At 44.0% G+C, this 17,416-nt stretch carries 19 protein-coding genes and 1 riboswitch; of the genes, 8 read left to right on the forward strand and 11 right to left on the reverse strand.

Annotated elements, in window-relative coordinates:
• Window positions 1–15: 15 nt before the first annotated feature.
• Entirely contained in the window at window positions 16–183 is a 168-nt protein-coding gene (locus EP57_RS02395; protein WP_241480696.1) for a type II toxin-antitoxin system HicA family toxin, read from the forward strand.
• A gap of 84 nt (window positions 184–267) precedes the next feature.
• Window positions 268–654: a type II toxin-antitoxin system HicB family antitoxin gene (locus tag EP57_RS02400; RefSeq protein ID WP_036083876.1), complete on the forward strand. Its 387-nt coding sequence runs from the start codon at window positions 268–270 to the stop codon at window positions 652–654.
• Between the two features lie 197 nt (window positions 655–851).
• Here EP57_RS02400 and EP57_RS02405 read toward each other — a convergent pair whose 3' ends face one another.
• The 3 genes from EP57_RS02405 to EP57_RS02415 all read right to left on the reverse strand — a co-directional run bounded on the left by EP57_RS02405 (window position 852) and on the right by EP57_RS02415 (window position 3,239).
• Window positions 852–2,180: a hemolysin family protein gene (locus EP57_RS02405; RefSeq protein WP_036083878.1), complete on the reverse strand. Its 1,329-nt coding sequence runs from the start codon at window positions 2,178–2,180 to the stop codon at window positions 852–854.
• An 88-nt stretch (window positions 2,181–2,268) separates the two neighbouring features.
• Window positions 2,269–2,967 (reverse strand): NAD-dependent protein deacylase, encoded by a 699-nt coding sequence (locus EP57_RS02410; RefSeq protein ID WP_036083880.1) that lies wholly within the window; start codon window positions 2,965–2,967, stop codon window positions 2,269–2,271.
• The gene (locus tag EP57_RS02415; RefSeq protein WP_036083882.1) at window positions 2,967–3,239 is read right to left on the reverse strand and encodes a helix-hairpin-helix domain-containing protein; all 273 of its coding nucleotides are present in this window, start codon (window positions 3,237–3,239) and stop codon (window positions 2,967–2,969) included. Before EP57_RS02415 ends, EP57_RS02410 begins: the two co-directional genes overlap by 1 nt.
• A 97-nt stretch (window positions 3,240–3,336) precedes the next feature.
• Here EP57_RS02415 and EP57_RS02420 point away from each other — a divergent pair, with 97 nt between their 5' ends.
• On the forward strand, window positions 3,337–4,218 hold the full coding sequence (locus EP57_RS02420; RefSeq protein WP_036083884.1) for an alpha/beta hydrolase fold domain-containing protein: 882 nt from the start codon (window positions 3,337–3,339) through the stop codon (window positions 4,216–4,218).
• A gap of 47 nt (window positions 4,219–4,265) precedes the next feature.
• Here EP57_RS02420 and EP57_RS02425 read toward each other — a convergent pair whose 3' ends face one another.
• The 3 genes from EP57_RS02425 to EP57_RS02435 form a co-directional block, all read right to left on the reverse strand.
• Complete coding sequence (locus EP57_RS02425) at window positions 4,266–4,625, reverse strand: SH3 domain-containing protein (RefSeq protein WP_036083886.1); 360 nt, start codon at window positions 4,623–4,625, stop codon at window positions 4,266–4,268.
• Window positions 4,625–5,269 carry a fructose-6-phosphate aldolase gene (fsa, locus tag EP57_RS02430; protein WP_036083888.1) on the reverse strand — a complete coding sequence of 215 codons (645 nt, stop codon included), beginning with the start codon at window positions 5,267–5,269 and terminating at the stop codon, window positions 4,625–4,627. The genes EP57_RS02425 and fsa overlap by 1 nt, the downstream gene beginning before the upstream one ends.
• Window positions 5,270–5,412: 143 nt before the next feature.
• Window positions 5,413–6,084, reverse strand: coding sequence for a Crp/Fnr family transcriptional regulator (locus tag EP57_RS02435; protein ID WP_036083890.1), 672 nt, complete (start codon window positions 6,082–6,084; stop codon window positions 5,413–5,415).
• Window positions 6,085–6,405: 321 nt separating this feature from the next.
• Here EP57_RS02435 and EP57_RS02440 point away from each other — a divergent pair, with 321 nt between their 5' ends.
• The 3 genes from EP57_RS02440 (at window position 6,406) to EP57_RS02450 (ending at window position 9,967) form a co-directional block, all read left to right on the forward strand.
• A complete protein-coding gene (locus tag EP57_RS02440) occupies window positions 6,406–8,145 on the forward strand; it encodes an ABC transporter ATP-binding protein (protein WP_036084020.1) in 1,740 nt (579 codons plus the stop codon).
• Window positions 8,146–8,245: 100 nt separating this feature from the next.
• Window positions 8,246–8,917, forward strand: coding sequence for a response regulator transcription factor (locus EP57_RS02445; RefSeq protein WP_036083892.1), 672 nt, complete (start codon window positions 8,246–8,248; stop codon window positions 8,915–8,917).
• The gene (locus EP57_RS02450; RefSeq protein WP_036083894.1) at window positions 8,918–9,967 is read left to right on the forward strand and encodes a sensor histidine kinase; all 1,050 of its coding nucleotides are present in this window, start codon (window positions 8,918–8,920) and stop codon (window positions 9,965–9,967) included.
• Window positions 9,968–9,972: 5 nt separating this feature from the next.
• Here the strand turns inward: EP57_RS02450 and thiE are convergent, their stop codons facing one another.
• From thiE to tenA, 4 genes are read right to left on the reverse strand one after another with little or no spacing between them, the layout of a single operon-like run.
• Window positions 9,973–10,593: a thiamine phosphate synthase gene (gene thiE, locus EP57_RS02455; RefSeq protein ID WP_036083895.1), complete on the reverse strand. Its 621-nt coding sequence runs from the start codon at window positions 10,591–10,593 to the stop codon at window positions 9,973–9,975.
• Window positions 10,590–11,393 carry a bifunctional hydroxymethylpyrimidine kinase/phosphomethylpyrimidine kinase gene (gene thiD, locus EP57_RS02460; RefSeq protein ID WP_036083897.1) on the reverse strand — a complete coding sequence of 268 codons (804 nt, stop codon included), beginning with the start codon at window positions 11,391–11,393 and terminating at the stop codon, window positions 10,590–10,592. The genes thiE and thiD overlap by 4 nt, the downstream gene beginning before the upstream one ends.
• Window positions 11,394–12,197 carry a hydroxyethylthiazole kinase gene (thiM, locus tag EP57_RS02465; RefSeq protein WP_036083899.1) on the reverse strand — a complete coding sequence of 268 codons (804 nt, stop codon included), beginning with the start codon at window positions 12,195–12,197 and terminating at the stop codon, window positions 11,394–11,396.
• Window positions 12,175–12,867, reverse strand: coding sequence for a thiaminase II (gene tenA / locus EP57_RS02470; protein ID WP_036083901.1), 693 nt, complete (start codon window positions 12,865–12,867; stop codon window positions 12,175–12,177). Before tenA ends, thiM begins: the two co-directional genes overlap by 23 nt.
• Before the next feature lie 88 nt (window positions 12,868–12,955).
• Window positions 12,956–13,062, reverse strand: a riboswitch (TPP riboswitch).
• Between the two features lie 153 nt (window positions 13,063–13,215).
• Here tenA and EP57_RS02475 point away from each other — a divergent pair.
• Window positions 13,216–13,680 (forward strand): universal stress protein, encoded by a 465-nt coding sequence (locus EP57_RS02475; RefSeq protein ID WP_036083903.1) that lies wholly within the window; start codon window positions 13,216–13,218, stop codon window positions 13,678–13,680.
• 102 nt (window positions 13,681–13,782) lie between these two features.
• Window positions 13,783–14,727 carry a DMT family transporter gene (locus tag EP57_RS02480; protein ID WP_036083905.1) on the forward strand — a complete coding sequence of 315 codons (945 nt, stop codon included), beginning with the start codon at window positions 13,783–13,785 and terminating at the stop codon, window positions 14,725–14,727.
• Window positions 14,728–14,798: 71 nt separating this feature from the next.
• Here the strand turns inward: EP57_RS02480 and EP57_RS02485 are convergent, their stop codons facing one another.
• Entirely contained in the window at window positions 14,799–17,267 is a 2,469-nt protein-coding gene (locus tag EP57_RS02485; RefSeq protein ID WP_036083907.1) for an Ig-like domain-containing protein, read from the reverse strand.
• Window positions 17,268–17,416 lie beyond the last annotated feature (149 nt).

Here is a 17,416-nt window from a genome sequence, read left to right on the forward strand (position 1 = left end):
ATGACACCCAAACAAATGATCAAGCTTCTTCGACAGAACGGGTTTAAGAAAGTTACCCAACGAGGCAGTCATTTGAAGATGTACCATCCTGTCACAGAGCGAACTGTGATTATTCCGATGCATAATCAAGATTTAGGAAAAGGATTGGAGCAATGCATACTTAAGCAGGCGGGTCTACATTGACCCCCGCTTACATGCAATAATAGGCAGAAGAGACCTCTTTTAATAACCATAACTTATACGAACAATTGGAAAGGAGCGGTCACAATGGCTGTAAACATCGTGTACCCTGCTACTCTAGAGCAAGACGGAGACTATATCTTAGTAAGATTCCCTGATATTCCAGAAGCTATGACGCAGGGACAAACATTGGAAGAAGCATTTGACATGGCAGAAGAAGTACTAGGTCTTTGCCTCGAAGATCAAAAAAATTTCCCAGAACCAAGCCCAGTACAAGATATTCGCAAGAAATTCCCTAACAAAGAAGTCGCACTAATCGGTCTAGATCTAGCCGCCTACAGAAGAAAATATCATTCTAAAAGCATCCGCAAAAACGTAACAATTCCCGAATGGATCGCTAACATGGCAGAAGAAGACAACATCAACTTCTCCCAAACCCTTACCGAAGCACTCAAAGAAAAGCTTTGCGTATAACACAAATAAATGCTTTATAAGATGGTCACACGTACCTCTATAAAGCATTTTTTGTTTATTTATCATTTTTGTTTTTAAATCGCGCAAAACGTTCCAGCACTAATTTCTCACCATTATCCGACATCGCATAATCGATTTTCAATAACACCAAAATAAAAACAGGATCCCCTCACATCACACAAGGAAATCCTGCTCTTTTACGCTAAGTCTTGTTGCATCTCTTCATTTATCTCTACTCGCATCGCAATAATACGAGAATCCTTCATTTCCGTTACAATAAAAGTGAATTGCTCGTACTCTAAAATAACCTCATCGTCATCCTCAGGAATCGTCTTAATTTGTGTTAAAACAAAACCTGCAATCGTATCAATTCCTTTGTCAGGCAATGTCACATGAAAACGCTCATTGAAATCATCAATCGCCATACCGCCCTCAACAATGAATGTGCGCGCATCAAGCATCTTTACTTCATCCGTAATCGCATCGTACTCATCATCAATTTCGCCGACAATCTCTTCCAACAAATCTTCCACAGTAACAAGCCCCGCAACACCACCGTATTCGTCCATCAATATCGCCATTTGGTTATGCGATTTCTGCATTTCTTTCAACAAATCATCTACAAAAATCGTTTCTGGCACAAAAAATGCCTCTTTTACCAGTAACTTCACGTCAATATTATCAAAACCATACTTTCGCGCCGCCGCAAAAAAATCTTTCATATGCAGAATACCATACACCGAGTCCATATCGTCTAAATAAACCGGAATCCTCGAAAAATTCTTTTCCAAAAGCTTATCTACCAATACGCTCGAATCCTCATTTGCGTCAATCATAAAACTATCCGTCCGCGGAACCATTACTTCTTTTGCGTAAATCGTGTCCATTTCAAACACGCCGCGAAGCATTGCCAGTTCAGCGTTTTCGATAGCACCGTCGCGTCTTCCCGTTTCAATAATTAGCTGCATTTCCTCACGTGTCATTTTTTCATCTGACTCGCCTTTGTCCATTCGCGTTAATTTCACTAACACATTCGTCGATAGTGACAAAAACTTAACGAACGGCGTCAAAATCGTGCTAATAATTAAAATCGGTCGTACTGCAAAACGAGAAATTGCCTCCGCTTTCTGCAAAGCAATCCGTTTCGGGTAAAGCTCACCAAAAACCAGCGTAATATAAGATAAAATAATCGTCACAACGACTACAGCCATCTCATTCGCAAAAGCCGTTCCACCAAATCGTGTACCTAAAACAGACGCAATACTTGTGGCCGCCGCCGCACTGGAGAAGAATCCAGCAAGCGTAATACCCACTTGAATTGTCGCAATAAACCGGCTGGGGTCATCAATCAATTTGACTAATAATACCGCCTTTTTATCGCCCTGTTCTGCTTGGGAACGCACTCGGTTTTTGTTCAGTGATACTAACGCCATCTCCGCCGAAGCAAAGAACGCATTTAGCAACGTTAACACCGCAATAAGAATTAATTGTACAATAATCTGCTGACTCTCGGGGTCAGGGTTCATCTAACCATCCACTCCTCTTAAAAATACTCACACGCACAAAAATGCGATATCAAAAGTTTACCATGTTTTAGCGCTTCATCGCAAGAAATCACAATTCTTTAAAAACACTGACAGCATCATCTTGAATCATCGTAAACGGGAATGGCAAGCGCAAAAGCTCCTGATTTACCGCAAAAACAGCACTTCCCTTTTTCCGATAATCCGTTAAATTACAAAACGGGCTTACTTTAAAAGAAGTTCCCACAATGACAATCAAATCCGCCTGCGTCACCGCGTGCAGCGCTCCATTAATCGCGTCTTCCGGCAAGCCTTCCTCGTACAAAACCACATCTGGGCGAATAATCCCTCCGCCACATTCCGCATGCTTATCCGATTCCAAATACTGCTCTGCACGCACCGTCGCGCCACACTTCTGACAATGACACCGATACAGACTCCCATGAAACTCAACGACATTTCGCGATCCCGCAAGCCCGTGCAAGCCATCAATATTTTGCGTCACCACCGTCACTTGTTTCCCGTCACGCCGCTCGATTTCCGCCATTTTTTCATGAATCGCATTCGGTTTCGCGTCCGGATAATACATATTGTCCCGCACAAACGCATAAAACACGTCCGGCTCCTCACGCAAACACGTCGCACTCAGCAAATACTCCGGATTTTTCCGTCCCGTATACAGTCCATTCTTCGACCGATAATCCGGAATCCCTGACGGCACCGACACACCAGCCCCCGTCAGAAACACAATCCGCTCACTACTCGAGAGCATCTCCTTCAATGTCCCCATCATTCCACCTCCCGTTCAAACGCTCGATTTTTCCAATTCCACCATTTCAAAAGCTGCGGATCAGGTTCCTCCGTCTCCACAAAATAAATCGCACACCGAAACGTGTACAGCACGCAAGGATCAACCCGCGTCCCCTCGAACTCACACATCAACTCATACAAATGCAGCGGATTTTTCCCATTCAAGTCTGCCATTTTATACACACCAATATTATGCAGCGCCTCACTCAACCGCTTGCCAATCCCAGGAATTTGCAGTAATTCATCTTTCATCACACACGCCTCCATTCCCTCTCATTTTAACACAGTTTCCTTGTTCACATACAAGTCATAAACATAGCTTATACTAACAAAAAAAGGAGCGAAACCAATGAAAACCAGCACCCAACTAAAACTCATAAAAACCATCGCCAAACTCGGAAAAATAAACAAAATGTGGTACCTCCAAGGTCCCAAACTACAAACCACCATCACCAAAAAACAAGCAAAAATCGCCTACCCATCAAAAAAACTCCAAACTGCTTGTTCTGTAACTTCCCACCAAGTCAACACATCCCAAGTCTACGAAATCGCGCCAACATCCGCATCCAATAACCTCATCATCTATCTAGCAGGAGGCGGTTTCGTGTTACCAATCAGTTCATTACATTGGGACTTCATCCAATTACTCGTCACCAAAACTAACACAAAAGCCATCGTCCCACTGTACCCATTGGCACCCACACACAACGTAGACGCCGTCATGGCAACACTCACCACCATATATCAACAAGCCATCCAAGACTACTATCCCGAAACAATCACCATCATCGGCGACTCAGCAGGCGGCAACATCGCCCTCGCATTCAGCCTACATCTCCAAACAATCGGCTTACCACAACCAAAACAAATCATCGCCATCTCGCCCGCAGTTGACCTAACATTCACCAACCCCGACATCGCACCTATCGAAGAAAAAGACTACATCGTCGGAACTCCCGCACTAAAAGAAATCAGCGAATGGTATCGTGGCACGCATACCCTAACAGACGGCATCATTAGCCCACTCTACGGAGATTTCATGCATAGCGCACCAATCATCATTTTCAGTAGCACAGGCGATCTAACCAATCCCGATACCAAACGCTTTGCCACCAAAAACAAAGCCATCACAACTTACTACGAATACCCAGACTACCCGCACATCTTCCCGCTCTATCCGATTCCAGAAGGCGAAGATGCCCGTCAAAAACTGATATCACTACTCATTTAGCGCAAAAGAAACCCTCACATGTCATCACAACACGCGAGGGTTTCCAACTATTTCAGAGATTTATTATCTAATTTTTCAAGAGGAACCCAACCAACGTTACCGTCCTCATCCACACACCAAGCCCAGCCGTTTAGCTCCCGATTACTCTCCACCGTGTCGCCAGCTTTAACAGCCAGTTCGCGCGCCGAATAATCTTCCGTCGCCGTACCAGACTTCGCATCCGGACTATCACGCGAAATAATTTGTTCCGGCACCCAACCAGTGACCCCAGTCATTTTTGCCGTACAAGAAATCCATTTCGTGTCGCCGTACCGTCTGCCAATCCGCAACGCTTCATTTTTGTTAATGAAAAGTGGGGTTCCAGGTTCAGGCTGATGCGCCGTTTTTACAAGGTATTGTGTATTCATTATTTTTGCGCCTTTTCCCAATCAGCTAAGAATTTCTCGATTCCCGAATCAGTCAGCGGATGCTTCAACATTTGCTCGAAAACTTTATAAGGAACCGTCGCGATATCCGCCCCAGCACGCGCACACTCAATCACGTGAATCGGATGACGCACACTCGCCGAAATAATTTCCGTCTCAATGCCGTGGACCTTGAAAATCTCCGCAATATCCCGAATCAAAATCAAACCGTCCGAACCAATATCGTCCAACCGTCCTAAGAACGGCGATACATATGTAGCACCCGCACGTGCCGCAAGTAAAGCCTGAGCCGCCGAGAAGACAAGCGTCACATTCGTCTTGATTCCTTCCTTATTCAACACCGCAACTGCCGCCATACCTTCACCAGTCATCGGAATTTTAACAACCATATTCGGATGGATTTTCGCAATTTCGCGACCTTCTTCAATCATTTTTTCTGCCTCTAAACTTACCACTTCTCCGCTGATTGGCCCGTCCACAATCGACGTAATCTCTTGAATAACCTGATTAAAATCGCGACCCTCTTTCGCAATCAACGACGGATTTGTCGTCACCCCAGCAATAAATCCCATCCGGTTCGCTTTACGAATTTCCTCTACATTGGCAGTATCAATAAAAAATTTCATGTTCATCCTCCTCCATATGCGTTAAACGCTTTCAAATTTCACCACCATTGTATACCCTTTACTAACAAATGTCTTCCAAAACGCTTGTACAATAAAAAGCAAGTGACGATTCAACTCATCACTCGCTATACTTCACATATTTTCTATAATCTATCTCTCTCCACAATAAGCAATGGTTTCGGTCGATTGCGAATAATTCCCGATTCAATCAACTTCATTACCGTGTGCGCCACATATTCACGCGACGTATTCGTGTATCTCGCTAGCACTTCTTGCGTAATCTGGCGGGGCAAAATGATACCATCTTCCGTTAATGTTCCCAACTCAAGACCACATTTCAACAATGCCTTCTTAATTCTCTCTTCTTTCTTAAAGAAGGTCAGCTTGGAGAAGTATTGCGATTCCCGTAGTTCTTCTGCTAAATACTGCACCATAAAAAAGTTATTCTCTTCTGCCTGATCTAGAATGGAGAATAAAAACGTGCTGTCTACCTCCATGATTTCCCCGTGTCCTAGGCTTTGCATCACAGCATCCGGCTCCCACACATCGTAATACAGATGGTACAAACCAAAACTATCATGCTTCCCAAGAAAACGAGTAATACCGCCTTTTGGCTTATCATTTGGCATAACCACACCATAGATGCCGCTCAAAATGAAGTAAACTTTGAAGTCATCACCTTGTTTGCTCGTTAAAACTTCACCCTTCTTGTTGCGCTTAATAGAACAATATTTCTTAAAATCTGGATGTTCAAAACAATGTTCTATTAATTTCGATACAGTAATTGTTGACTTGCGTTCTTTTAAAAACAGCATGGCTCTCTTCTCACTTTCTACTTGATGTATTTTTGAATTATAACACATGATAACTAAAATGCCCACTCGACTAATGTTAAATAGTTTTTATAATCGAGCTGATAAGTAAAAATTAAGCAGTTATTAGATTATAATTGTAACATAAAATTTCACAACGGTGTTAAATTCTTCTTTTTTTGTTAAATTTTTAAATATATATTATTTAAACCTCGATTGTAATTTTTATTACATTAATCGCTGTTCATATTCCATTCATATTGATGTTTTATAGTAATGGAGCAGGAGGGGGAACCCTCGTATATACAGAAAGGAATGAAAGACATGAAAAAGAAAAAGGCAGAATCATCCTATAGTTGGAAACAATTCTTTCAACTACTCGTTTCGACACGACCATCAAAAACTGTTATTATCGCTGGCTTCTTGGCTAGCTTAATCACGACTGGGGCTGGATTACTCATCCCTCTATTTACGAAGAACCTAATCGATGGCTTCTCGCCGTCATCCTTAAGCTGGCAACTCATCACAGCGATAGTCGCCGTCTTTGTCCTACAAGCCGTAACAAATGGCTTTGCGATTTTCCTACTTAACCTTATGGGGCAACGAATGGTCGCCTCTATGCGTGAAAAACTATGGAAGAAAACATTGAACTTGCCAGTATCTTATTTCGACAATACAAAATCTGGCGAAATGGTCAGCCGGATGGTCAACGATACCGTCGTTATTAAAGAACTCATCGCAGACAGCTTACCGCAGTTCGTCACGGGGATTATTTCCGTCGTCGGCTCACTCATCATCCTGTTCATCATGGACTGGAAAATGACATTATTACTACTCGTAGCCGTTCCTGTGACCGCCGTAATCGTGGCACCACTTGGACAAAAAATGTTTAAAATATCTCGCGGCATGCAAAAAGAAACCGCGGAATTCACTGGTTCTATTAGCCAAACACTATCCGAAGCACGCCTTGTTAAATCATCTAATGCAGAAACAAAAGAAATCCAAGACGGCACAGCAGGCATCCATCGCCTTCTTAGATTCGGCGTTCGCGAAGCCAAAATCACTGCTATCATTGGACCTTTAATGCTATTCGTTGTTATGGGCGTGATTGTCGGCATTATCGGTTACGGCGGAATCCGCGTCGCAGCCGGCACACTTTCAACAGGTACACTCATCGCCTTCTTGCTTTACCTGTTCCAAATCATCATGCCAGTTACTACATTCGTCACCTTCTTCACCCAACTCCAAAAATCAAAAGGTGCTACAGAACGTATCTCTGAAATTTTGGATCACGAAGAAGAAAACATTTATGATGGCGAAAACGTTGATATTTCTGGAAAGAAAATAACTGCAAACAATCTCTTTTTCTCCTATAATGAAGATGAACCGATTTTGCAGGACATCTCGTTTGATACGAATCCTGGTGAAGTCATTGCTTTTGCAGGTCCTAGTGGTGGCGGTAAATCCACATTGTTCGCGATTCTAGAACGCTACTACCAAGCAAAATCAGGAGACATTACTGTTGGCGGCCAATCGCTAAGTGAGATCTCGATTCATTCGTGGCGGAGCCAAATCGGATACGTTTCCCAAGAAAGCGCGATGTTATCCGGTACCATTCGCGACAATCTGTGCTATGGTTTAGATAAAGAATTCAGCGACGACGAACTCTGGGCTGTTACAAAACTCGCCTACGCAGACACTTTCATCGCAAAATTACCAAATCAACTGGATACAGAAGTCGGCGAACGCGGCGTGAAACTTTCTGGCGGACAACGTCAACGTATTGCAATTGCTCGCGCCTTCTTACGAAATCCAAAAATTTTGATGCTGGACGAAGCAACTGCGAGTCTAGATAGCCAATCCGAACGCATTGTCCAACAAGCTTTAGCGAACTTAATGGAAGGCCGAACAACATTTGTCATCGCCCATCGCCTATCCACTATCGTTAATGCAAATCAAATCTTATTTATCGAACACGGCGAAATCACAGGCCGCGGAACACATAGCGAACTCGTGGCAAGCCACCCACTTTACGCAACATTTGCTGAGCAGCAGCTAACTTAATTATTTATTCCCCGGGAAATAACTTAGCGCGCTGAGGTTTGGAGGCACGAACTGGTTATTTCCTGGGAAATATTTTTACATATATATTGGAGGTAGTGTCATGAATCGTATTTTAATGGTGGATGATGATAGTAATATTCGTGAGCTGGTTACTATTTTTTTAGAAAAAGAGGGCTTTACTGTTTTTAATGCGCAGGATGGTGTTGATGCGCTTTCTGTTTTGGAAAAAACGACGGTGGATCTGGCTGTCATCGATATTATGATGCCGAATATGGATGGTTGGGAATTATGTAGCGCGATTAAAAGTTTTCAAGAGATTCCGGTTATTTTTCTAACGGCGCGTGGTGAAATCGAGCAGAAAATTAAGGGTTTTAGTCTCGGTGCTGATGATTATGTCGTCAAACCGTTTGCGCCTGAAGAACTGGTTGCTAGAATTCGGGTACTTTTGAAACGCTATCAGATTTTGGCGACGCAAGAAATACGTATCGGTAACATCTCTTTGAATGAAAAAGAAATGCTCGTTACTAGCCAAAGCAAAGTTATTACACTGCCACTTAAAGAATTTCAATTGCTTTTTCGTCTCGCGGGTTATCCTGATAAAACTTTTTCGCGTGAGCAGCTCATTGAAGAAATCTGGGGCTATGACTACGAAGGCGACGAGCGTACGGTAGATGTTCACATTAAGCGACTTCGTGAGAAATTTCCTGCTGAACAATCTGGTTTTACTATCCGCACCATTCGCGGACTCGGTTATCGTTTGGAGGAACTATAAATGAATCCAAAATTAAAAGCTGTTGGCAGCAGCCTCATGGTTCTTACATTTCTTATTCTATGTAACCTCGGTTCCTACAGTGTTTTCAACTGGCTAAAACATAAATACAACTTTTCATGGCCTGGCATTTGGGAACAAGCGACGATTGCGGGGGGCGCGATTATTATCATGCTCGCCGTTATTTTCACCGTTGGCCAATTCCTTTTTAGACACGAAAAAGTCTATTTCAGGTTGTTTCGCTCGGCTCTAGAAGAAATCGGACGAGGCAATTTCCAAATTAGCGAACAATTGCAATCTCTATACAAAATGGATGGCGGAAACATGCGTGAAACGGTCGTTCAGGTCGAAAAAATGGCACAGCAATTAGGCGAAATGGAAACGTTACGACAAGATTTCATCGCCAATGTCTCGCACGAAATCCAGTCACCGCTCACATCGATTTCTGGCTTCACCAAACTGCTTCAAGATGACAGCATCGATGACGACAAACGGCGCCACTACCTAGATGTCATCCAGGCAGAGACAACCCGTTTATCAAAAATTAGCGAAAACTTGCTCAAATTAACCGCACTCGAAAAAAATGACTACCAACTCAACCCAACCGAATTTCGACTAGACTACCAAATCCGCGACATCATCCTAACCGCCGAACCCCAGTGGCAAAACAAGCAAATCGACATCATCCCAGAACTCGCACCCATCAAGGTTTACGGCGACGAATCATTACTCTACCAAGTCTGGCAAAACCTATTTCACAACGCCATCAAGTTCACACCAAAAGGTGGCTCCATTCGCGTCTCACTTGCTCAAAACAAGAATCAACAAACCGAGATCATTATTCAAGATAGCGGAATTGGTATTTCAAAAGAAGATCAATTACGTATTTTTGAACGTTTTTATAAAGCTGATGCTTCTCGTCAAGCCAAGATTGGTGGTAGCGGGCTCGGGCTTTCTATCGTAAAGCGCATTGCCGACCTACATCAGATGACGATTGTTGTTGATAGTGAAGAAGGCGCAGGAACGACCATTACATTGCAAATGCCTAAATAAATCCTTTAGTTATGCGAAAATTGTTGTACGACTTGTGCGCGGTTGGCTGCTTTTGTTACCGCTGAAATGATGGCAACTCCTTGTGCGCCAGCGTCATGAATTGGTGTTGTATCTTTTGCTGTAATGCCGCCGATTGCGACGATTGGTAATGCGATTCCAGCTTTTCGAATGTCTTGAATGAGCTGTATGCCTGTTGCTGGCTGGGCGTCTACTTTAGATGTTGTTTCGTAGATTGGTCCGACGCCGATGTATGTTAATTCCGCTATATGCGCCGCTTTCTGGCCTTGTTCTAGTGTGTTGATGGAAAGCCCAATCATCATTTTCTTAGCGCACGTAGCAATTACTTCTTGAATCGCCATGTCATCTTGGCCAACGTGAATGCCGTCCGCCTCGATTTTGAGTGCCAAAGCCACATCATCATTTACGAAAAATGGAACTTGATACTGTTTGCAAAGTTTTTGGCACTGTTTTGCGAGTTTTTCAGGGTTTGCTAGTTTTTTCTCGCGGAATTGAAAACAGGTGATGCCGGCTTGTAGTGTGTCTTCGAGGACTTCCGGTAATGTGTTTTCGGGTACATCTTGGGAGCCCGCGATGAAATACATGGCTAGCATTTCGTTCGGTGTCATATTTGATGCTCCTTTCCGTACGCCCAGTGATTCGTTGGACCGTGGCCGTTTCCGATGTTTAATGGGTACCTGATGGCGTCGTTAATAAAATCTTTTGCGGTCCGAATCGCGTGTTCTATCGTGGCACCTTTCGCGAGTTCAGCGGTGATACAAGCGGAAAAAGTACAGCCTGTGCCATGGGTTTGCGGAGTGTCGATGCGCGCCGTTTTTAGCCAATAGGATATTGCGCCGTCTAAAATATAATCATTCGATGCCTCGTCGTCCGCGCTGTGTCCGCCCTTAATAATAACCGTTTGAACGCCAAGGCTTTGGATGCGCTGGGCGGCTTTTTGTATATCTGCGGTCGTTTCGATGGGCATTTCAGCCAGGGCTTCGGCTTCTGGGATGTTTGGCGTGACGATGCTTGCCAGTGGTAGTAATTTCGCGCGAATCGTGTCGATGGCTTCTGCGGTCACGAGAGAGGTGCCGCCCTTGGCAATCATGACGGGGTCGACAATGAGCTTGCCCCAGCTAAAATGTTGTAATTTATCAGCCACAGTTAGGATGTGCGCCGCGTCGACAAGCATGCCGGTTTTGACGGCGGTGATTTTGAAATCATCTTTTAGCGCGTCGAGTTGGGCTGCTAAAATATCGACTGGCACAGGATGAATCGCGTGGACGCCGAGCGTGTTTTGGGCGGTGATTGCTGTGATGGCGGACATGCCGAAAACGCGACGTTCTTGAAAAGTCTTGATGTCCGCTTGAATCCCTGCCCCGCCGCCACTATCGGAACCTGCGATGGTCACTGCTTGTGGAAACATTTATAAAACCTCCTTGATGTTCGCCAGCTTCTCTTGATCGTGCGTGTCCCATGATGCTAACTCGTCTAAAAAGGCAACACGGAATGCTGCTGGGAGCTGACGTTGCAATGTTTTCACGGCATATTCTGAAGCAATAGCATAACTCGCCGAGGCAGTCAGGACGGCTTCCAAAACGGAATTGCTAACGCCGACAAAAGCGCCAATCACGCAACTAAGCAGGCATCCTGAACCGGTGATTCTCGGCAAAAGTGAATCGCCGTTTTGGATAGTCACCACTTGCTTACCGTCGGAAATCGTGTCTACTTCTCCACTAATCGCGACGACCGTCTTGTATTCCCGCGCCACTTTTTGCGCAATCTCGGCTGCCATCGAGGCGTCGCCAGTTCCCGCATCAACGCCTCGCGCCTGCCAATCCACGCCCGCAATGCTCGCCAGCTCTCCCATATTTCCGCGAATCACCGCAAACTGAATCTCGCGCAACAAACGCCGCACCGTTTCCCGTCGAAACGTCGTAGCACCAGCTCCAACCGGGTCTAAAATTACAGGTTTCCCCGCCGCGTTTGCCGCCTTCCCAACAACCAGCATCGCCTCAACCAATTGCGCGTCCAGCGTCCCAATATTAATCACGACCGCATCCGCAAAACCGCCCAGTTCCTCCATCTCCTCCACAGCCGCCGCCATAATCGGTGACGCCCCAATCGCAAGCAAGCCATTCGCCGAATCATTCGCCACCACAATATTCGTAATCACGTGTACCAACGGGTTTTTCCGTCTCACTTCCTCAATAAGTTGCCAATTCGCCATCTTTATCACTCCCATTCCAATTTTCCCGTTTCAATCCCATGTCCCAAAACGCCAATTCCGCATAACTACTAATCCGAAAATCCCGCCGCATCTCCGTCAAAACCGCATCCGGCAACTGCTCCGCCACCTGGTCCAGCAAATCAATTTGGCGCTTCAATCCGTCCGCATACTCCGCACCCTGATAAATCGCCAACCAATCCTGATACACAGGCTCCGGACTCACGCATCCCTGGTACGCCTCGCCAATCTCCCGATACAACCAATAACACGGCAGAATCCCCGCCAGCACCCGTCCCAATTCCCGCGTCCCCGCCGTCCGGTACAAATGCGACGTATAATGATAAGCCGCCGGACTCGGTTCAATATCCACCAAATCCGCCTCCAAAATCCCCACAAGCGGATAAAATTTTTCCCGCATCGCAAGCTCTGAAGCCTCCAAAGAAATCAGCGACTTACTCAAGTCCGTCATCGCCGCATTATCCTCCGCACACACGATGCCAAGCGCGATCACCTTCACATAATGCGTTAAATAATAATGATCCTGCAGCAAATAATAACGAAAACTCGCCTTATCCAAACTCCCATCCACCAACTGCTTCACAAACGGATGATCCTTACTTTTTTGCCAAACTTCCCGATTTTCCGCATATAATTTTTCCGAAAAACGCATTTTTAGCACTCCTCCTTATTTTTGCATCAAAAAAACGCCTTCCCTCGCGCCAGCATTAGCGTAAGAAAAGGCGTTATGATATGTAACATCAAGGTCCCCAATACTTCCCTACGCGAGTGCTAACTCAACAGGTTCAAAGGGTCCATAGATTATATCTATATCTCGGTCTTAAGGAAGACTCCCCCAGTATACATTCAGAACTCCGAAAAGTACCGAATGCCATTATTCGTTTTTTCCTATCCAGTGTATCATAAATAAATCCGTTTCTCCAAAAATTACGCGTGACCTGACGCGAAAATGGGTATGGAGTGGTAAGGGGAAACGACGACATAGAGAGGATGAAGTCAAATGACAATCTATCACAGGATTTTAGTTGGTGTGGACGGTTCTAATGAGTCGGAAGAAGCTCTAAAACGCGGTATCCAAATTGCCATAAAAGATGGCGCGACGCTAGGTATTGGCTTTGTAGCAGACGTTCGCCGCATTGCACCACTCATCGATTACGAACAAACTTATGCAAAAAAAGCCAAGGAGTACGGCAAAGGTCTTGTCGAGATTTACAAAAACGAGGCCGAAACTCTCGGAGTTAAAGATGTCGAAACGTTTGTGAAATTTGGAACGCCAAAAACAACTTTTGTGAAGAAGATTATTGGGAAATTCGAGCCTGATTTAGTGCTTGTTGGCTCTACAGGGCTAACGCCAACGGAAGAATTTCTTTTGGGTAGTGTGTCGAATTATGTTGCTGCGCACGCGCCTTGTGATGTCATTGTTGTGAAGGGAAAGAATTGGAAAGAACGACATAACGTAGATTAATCTAGCCAAAGCCAAGTGGGACGCCTCGCTTGGTTTTCTTTATGCCAAAAAAACTGCTATACTTACGGCATACATAGTTAGGAAAGAAGGTTCAGAACAAGGATGCAAAAAGGGAAAACACCGGTGACGCTTTATTTATTGTTGGTTTTGGTTATGGCGAGTTGGGGACTTAATGTGACGGCGACGAAGATTTTGGTAGCGCATTTCCCGCCGATTACGATGACGGCTTTTCGGATTTTTACGGCTGCGATTGTGGTCTTTATTTTTCTGATTGCGATTGGAAAATTTCGATTGCCGACGCGACGGGAACTTGGTTATATTGTAGCGGGGAGCTTGTTTAATATTTTTATTCACCATTATTTTTTGGCGTCCGGACTGACGATGACTTCGGGAACGAACGGTGGACTGATTTTGGGAATTGGGCCAGTCTTGACGGCAATTTTGGCGGTGATTTTCTTGCGAGAAGCAATTTCTGCTGGGCAATTGATTGGATTGGTCGCTGGACTGCTCGGGGTTTCGATTGTTGTTTTGACTGGTGGACAAGGACTTTCGGGGATTTCTCTTGGCGATATTTACGTGTTCATCGCGATTTTGTCACAATGTTTTAGTTTTATTATTATTAAACGGATTGCGGGAACGCTTGATACGCGTTTGATGACAGCATACATGTTGCTGATTGGTTCGGTTTTGCTATTTTTCACGAGCTTGATAAAAGAACCCGATGGTCTTGCGCAGATGAGTGGGCATTCTGTTTCGATGTGGGCGCTATTCCTTGTGTCAGCAGTATGCGCGACGGCGTTTGGGAACTTGATTTACAATTTTGCTGTGGGGCAGATTGGGCCTTCGAAAACGGCGATTTTTATGAACTTGAATCCATTTTTCTCGCTTATTGGTGCGGCGCTTTTCTTAAATGAACAGATAAGTTGGATGCAGATTCTTGGATTTATTTTGATTATTATTGGGGTTGTGCTTGGTTCTGGAGCGCTAACGGAGCTATTGCGGACGCGGAATAAAGTGCGGGACCCTGAGAAAATACTAGATGAGTAATTATTTCCCCACAAAAAGACTGATACATTAGCATTTACACGTATCAGTCTTTTCTATTAGCTTGTTTCCGACTACGGTTGAATCGTTACTTTTGTTTCCTCACTTCTACTTCCATTCGCATTATGCGCTCGAACACTAAAGCTTTCTCCAACATTTTGGAACGCGTTGAGGCCTGCAACATAGATTCTAAATGTTCCATTCTCGTAAACTTGTCCGTAACGAAGCAATGTTCCTGATTTATCGCTTACACTGACTCCCGTTACACCTTGTGACACGGTTCCATTAATATAGGATTGACCAGCACGGAAAGGTGATACTACTGGCGCTTCAATAAATTTAGTACTTCCAACTGCAACTTCGCTATAAAAATTGTGGGCATCTTGAGTCACAACTTCAAATTGCGCACCAATTTCTTTTAACGCTGTTATATCATTAGTATAGATACGGAAAGTCCCATCTGCAGCGATAGTTCCAATTCTGACATTTCTTCCATCAATACGTAGAAGTACTTTCGCTGCGTTCGGTGCTACTCTCCCTGTCATGTAGCTATCTGTTACATAATAATCGACAATTGTCGGTGCAGCGCTCAGCACTCCTGGATGAATAATTCCCTGTACAGCTTCGCTTATTGCACCACTAGCAGTTGTCGCTCTTACACTAAAAGTATCCCCAACGACTCGTAATGCAGGTAAATTAGTCGCTAGAATTTTGAAAGTTCCATCGGCTTCGATTTGTCCATTGCGAAGTAATAACCCAGCTTTATCATATAGGGATATACGAGTTATATCAGTTCCTACATGCCCTGTAATGTGTCCTTCCCCGAATTTATATGTGGCTAACGTTGGCTCAGGTACTTCTTTTACAGTCCCTGTTGCAACTTCACCATCTTTTCCATTACTATCTTGAGCAACGAATTCAAAAGTAGCTCCTGGTGTTTTTAGTGCAGGTAAATCGTTCACATAAAATCTGAGTGTTTGGTTTGGTGCTGTTACATCCATCGTTCTAATAATTTTACCATCAATACGCAGCATAACTTTCTTAGCTCTCTCTGGTGCTTTTACTGTCAGATAGGTTGCTCCCACATAGTGTGTAGAAATAGTTGGTGCCTTTAATTGCGCGCTTCCAACTATTATGTTCACAACTTCACTTTCATCACCATCTTTTGATTGTGTAATGGAAAGTCCTGTTCCTTCTTCTTGTTTTGCGATGTTGACAGTGAAGTCACCAGTACTCGTCACTTGGGCAGTTCCAATTTCTACGCCTTGCGCTTTTACACTAATTGTCGCTTCTGGGCTTCCCTTACCTGTTAGTGACGTGCTCTCCGTCGTTACATCGCTGATTTCACTTACTTTATCTAAACCTTTTGCAACTGTAATTTCTGTAGCAACACTAGTTGTACCTTTTCTAGATTGCGTGATAGAAAGCTTGCTTCCCTCTGTTTGTTTAGGAATTGTTATTTCAAAATCACCATTTTCATCGACCGCGCCTGTTCCGATTTCTTTATTGCTTTCCTTCACAGAAACCGTTGCTCCTACAGTGCCTTTTCCTTTTACTTTCGTGCTATTGGTTGTTACGGAACTAACTTGCTCTAATTTGCTCAAACTAACTGTATAGGAAGTGCTTTCTTTCATCTTATCAAATAGCGTTGCCTTAGCTACTAGTTTATCACCGCCTAGCAGTGGCTGCACAGTAGCACTCCAATTACCAAATTTGTCGGCAGTCGCAGTTCCAATTTTTACGTTGTCATTCCATAATTCCACATTGGCCCCACCTGCAGACATTCCAGAAACTGTTGTACTACCATTTTCTGGATCAGATGTGATTGTTGGATTTATCGCAGCTTCTATAGGAATAGCATCTCTGCTTGCTGTGCTCCCCCCTAAAGTGGCTCTAACTGTGATGTATTTTCCTTCTCTCAATGGCGCCAAAAGATTCACAGTCCACTTTCCTGTTGACGGGACCTTTGCATAACCTAAATTTGTACCCCATTCTGAATCTCTAATTTCAATCTCAGATTGCGGATCTGCGGTTCCAGTAAGAACACTAACTCCCTCTCTTACTTCTGTTTCGACTATTGGTTTCATAAACGCAGCACTAACAGTATATGTTTGTGTAAGCCTATGTCCATCTCTAAAGTTTGCATTGACTGTCATAACTTCTCCTTGTTGAAGTGTATAACCAATAGCAAATGTTCCCATAAAACCACCTGTTTGATTAACAGTTGCGGTGAAAAGAGTTCTACCACCTACCTGAACAGATACAGTTGATCCCCCAACCCCAGCAGGATCTCCAAACATGCCAAGTGAACCGTCAATTGTTCTGTCACCCGCTCTTGGTAAGGGGTAAAGAGAAATATAATGGTTAAAACCTAGCGGAGATATTGTGTTCTCAGTTAGCAGATTTTGGGGAATTGGATTCATGCTTTCTAATACCATGGATGCTTTAGCAGTTGATGGTTCCAAACTCAATGTTCCTCCAAGCAAGCACACACATGTTCCTGCTAAAAATGTTGTTGCCATAACTTTGAATTTTAATTTCATGGTTAATTATTCTCCCTTAATAATTTATTTTAGACGGAATATTCAGATATAACATTGTATACTCATTCCATAAGAATCACCTACCGAATTTCAAGAATTTAGAACTTTGAATTTTCCCTAAATCCAAGTATCCTATAATATTAGTATAC

The sequence above is a fragment of the Listeria booriae genome (genome assembly GCF_000766865.1).
Classification (GTDB): domain Bacteria; phylum Bacillota; class Bacilli; order Lactobacillales; family Listeriaceae; genus Listeria_A; species Listeria_A booriae.

Coding starts and splice junctions, on each gene's coding strand:
- fsa (WP_036083888.1), bottom strand. CDS start 5,269: ATGAAATTTTTTATTGATACTGCCAATGTAGAGGAAATTCGTAAAGCG.
- EP57_RS02480 (WP_036083905.1), top strand. CDS start 13,783: ATGCAAAAAGGGAAAACACCGGTGACGCTTTATTTATTGTTGGTTTTG.
- EP57_RS02415 (WP_036083882.1), bottom strand. CDS start 3,239: ATGAAAGATGAATTACTGCAAATTCCTGGGATTGGCAAGCGGTTGAGT.
- EP57_RS02405 (WP_036083878.1), bottom strand. CDS start 2,180: ATGAACCCTGACCCCGAGAGTCAGCAGATTATTGTACAATTAATTCTT.
- EP57_RS02425 (WP_036083886.1), bottom strand. CDS start 4,625: ATGAATACACAATACCTTGTAAAAACGGCGCATCAGCCTGAACCTGGA.
- EP57_RS02445 (WP_036083892.1), top strand. CDS start 8,246: ATGAATCGTATTTTAATGGTGGATGATGATAGTAATATTCGTGAGCTG.
- EP57_RS02420 (WP_036083884.1), top strand. CDS start 3,337: ATGAAAACCAGCACCCAACTAAAACTCATAAAAACCATCGCCAAACTC.
- EP57_RS02475 (WP_036083903.1), top strand. CDS start 13,216: ATGACAATCTATCACAGGATTTTAGTTGGTGTGGACGGTTCTAATGAG.
- thiD (WP_036083897.1), bottom strand. CDS start 11,393: ATGTTTCCACAAGCAGTGACCATCGCAGGTTCCGATAGTGGCGGCGGG.
- EP57_RS02400 (WP_036083876.1), top strand. CDS start 268: ATGGCTGTAAACATCGTGTACCCTGCTACTCTAGAGCAAGACGGAGAC.
- EP57_RS02410 (WP_036083880.1), bottom strand. CDS start 2,967: ATGGGGACATTGAAGGAGATGCTCTCGAGTAGTGAGCGGATTGTGTTT.
- thiM (WP_036083899.1), bottom strand. CDS start 12,197: ATGGCGAATTGGCAACTTATTGAGGAAGTGAGACGGAAAAACCCGTTG.
- EP57_RS02450 (WP_036083894.1), top strand. CDS start 8,918: ATGAATCCAAAATTAAAAGCTGTTGGCAGCAGCCTCATGGTTCTTACA.
- thiE (WP_036083895.1), bottom strand. CDS start 10,593: ATGACACCGAACGAAATGCTAGCCATGTATTTCATCGCGGGCTCCCAA.
- tenA (WP_036083901.1), bottom strand. CDS start 12,867: ATGCGTTTTTCGGAAAAATTATATGCGGAAAATCGGGAAGTTTGGCAA.
- EP57_RS02440 (WP_036084020.1), top strand. CDS start 6,406: ATGAAAAAGAAAAAGGCAGAATCATCCTATAGTTGGAAACAATTCTTT.
- EP57_RS02435 (WP_036083890.1), bottom strand. CDS start 6,084: ATGCTGTTTTTAAAAGAACGCAAGTCAACAATTACTGTATCGAAATTA.
- EP57_RS02485 (WP_036083907.1), bottom strand. CDS start 17,267: ATGAAATTAAAATTCAAAGTTATGGCAACAACATTTTTAGCAGGAACA.
- EP57_RS02395 (WP_241480696.1), top strand. CDS start 16: ATGATCAAGCTTCTTCGACAGAACGGGTTTAAGAAAGTTACCCAACGA.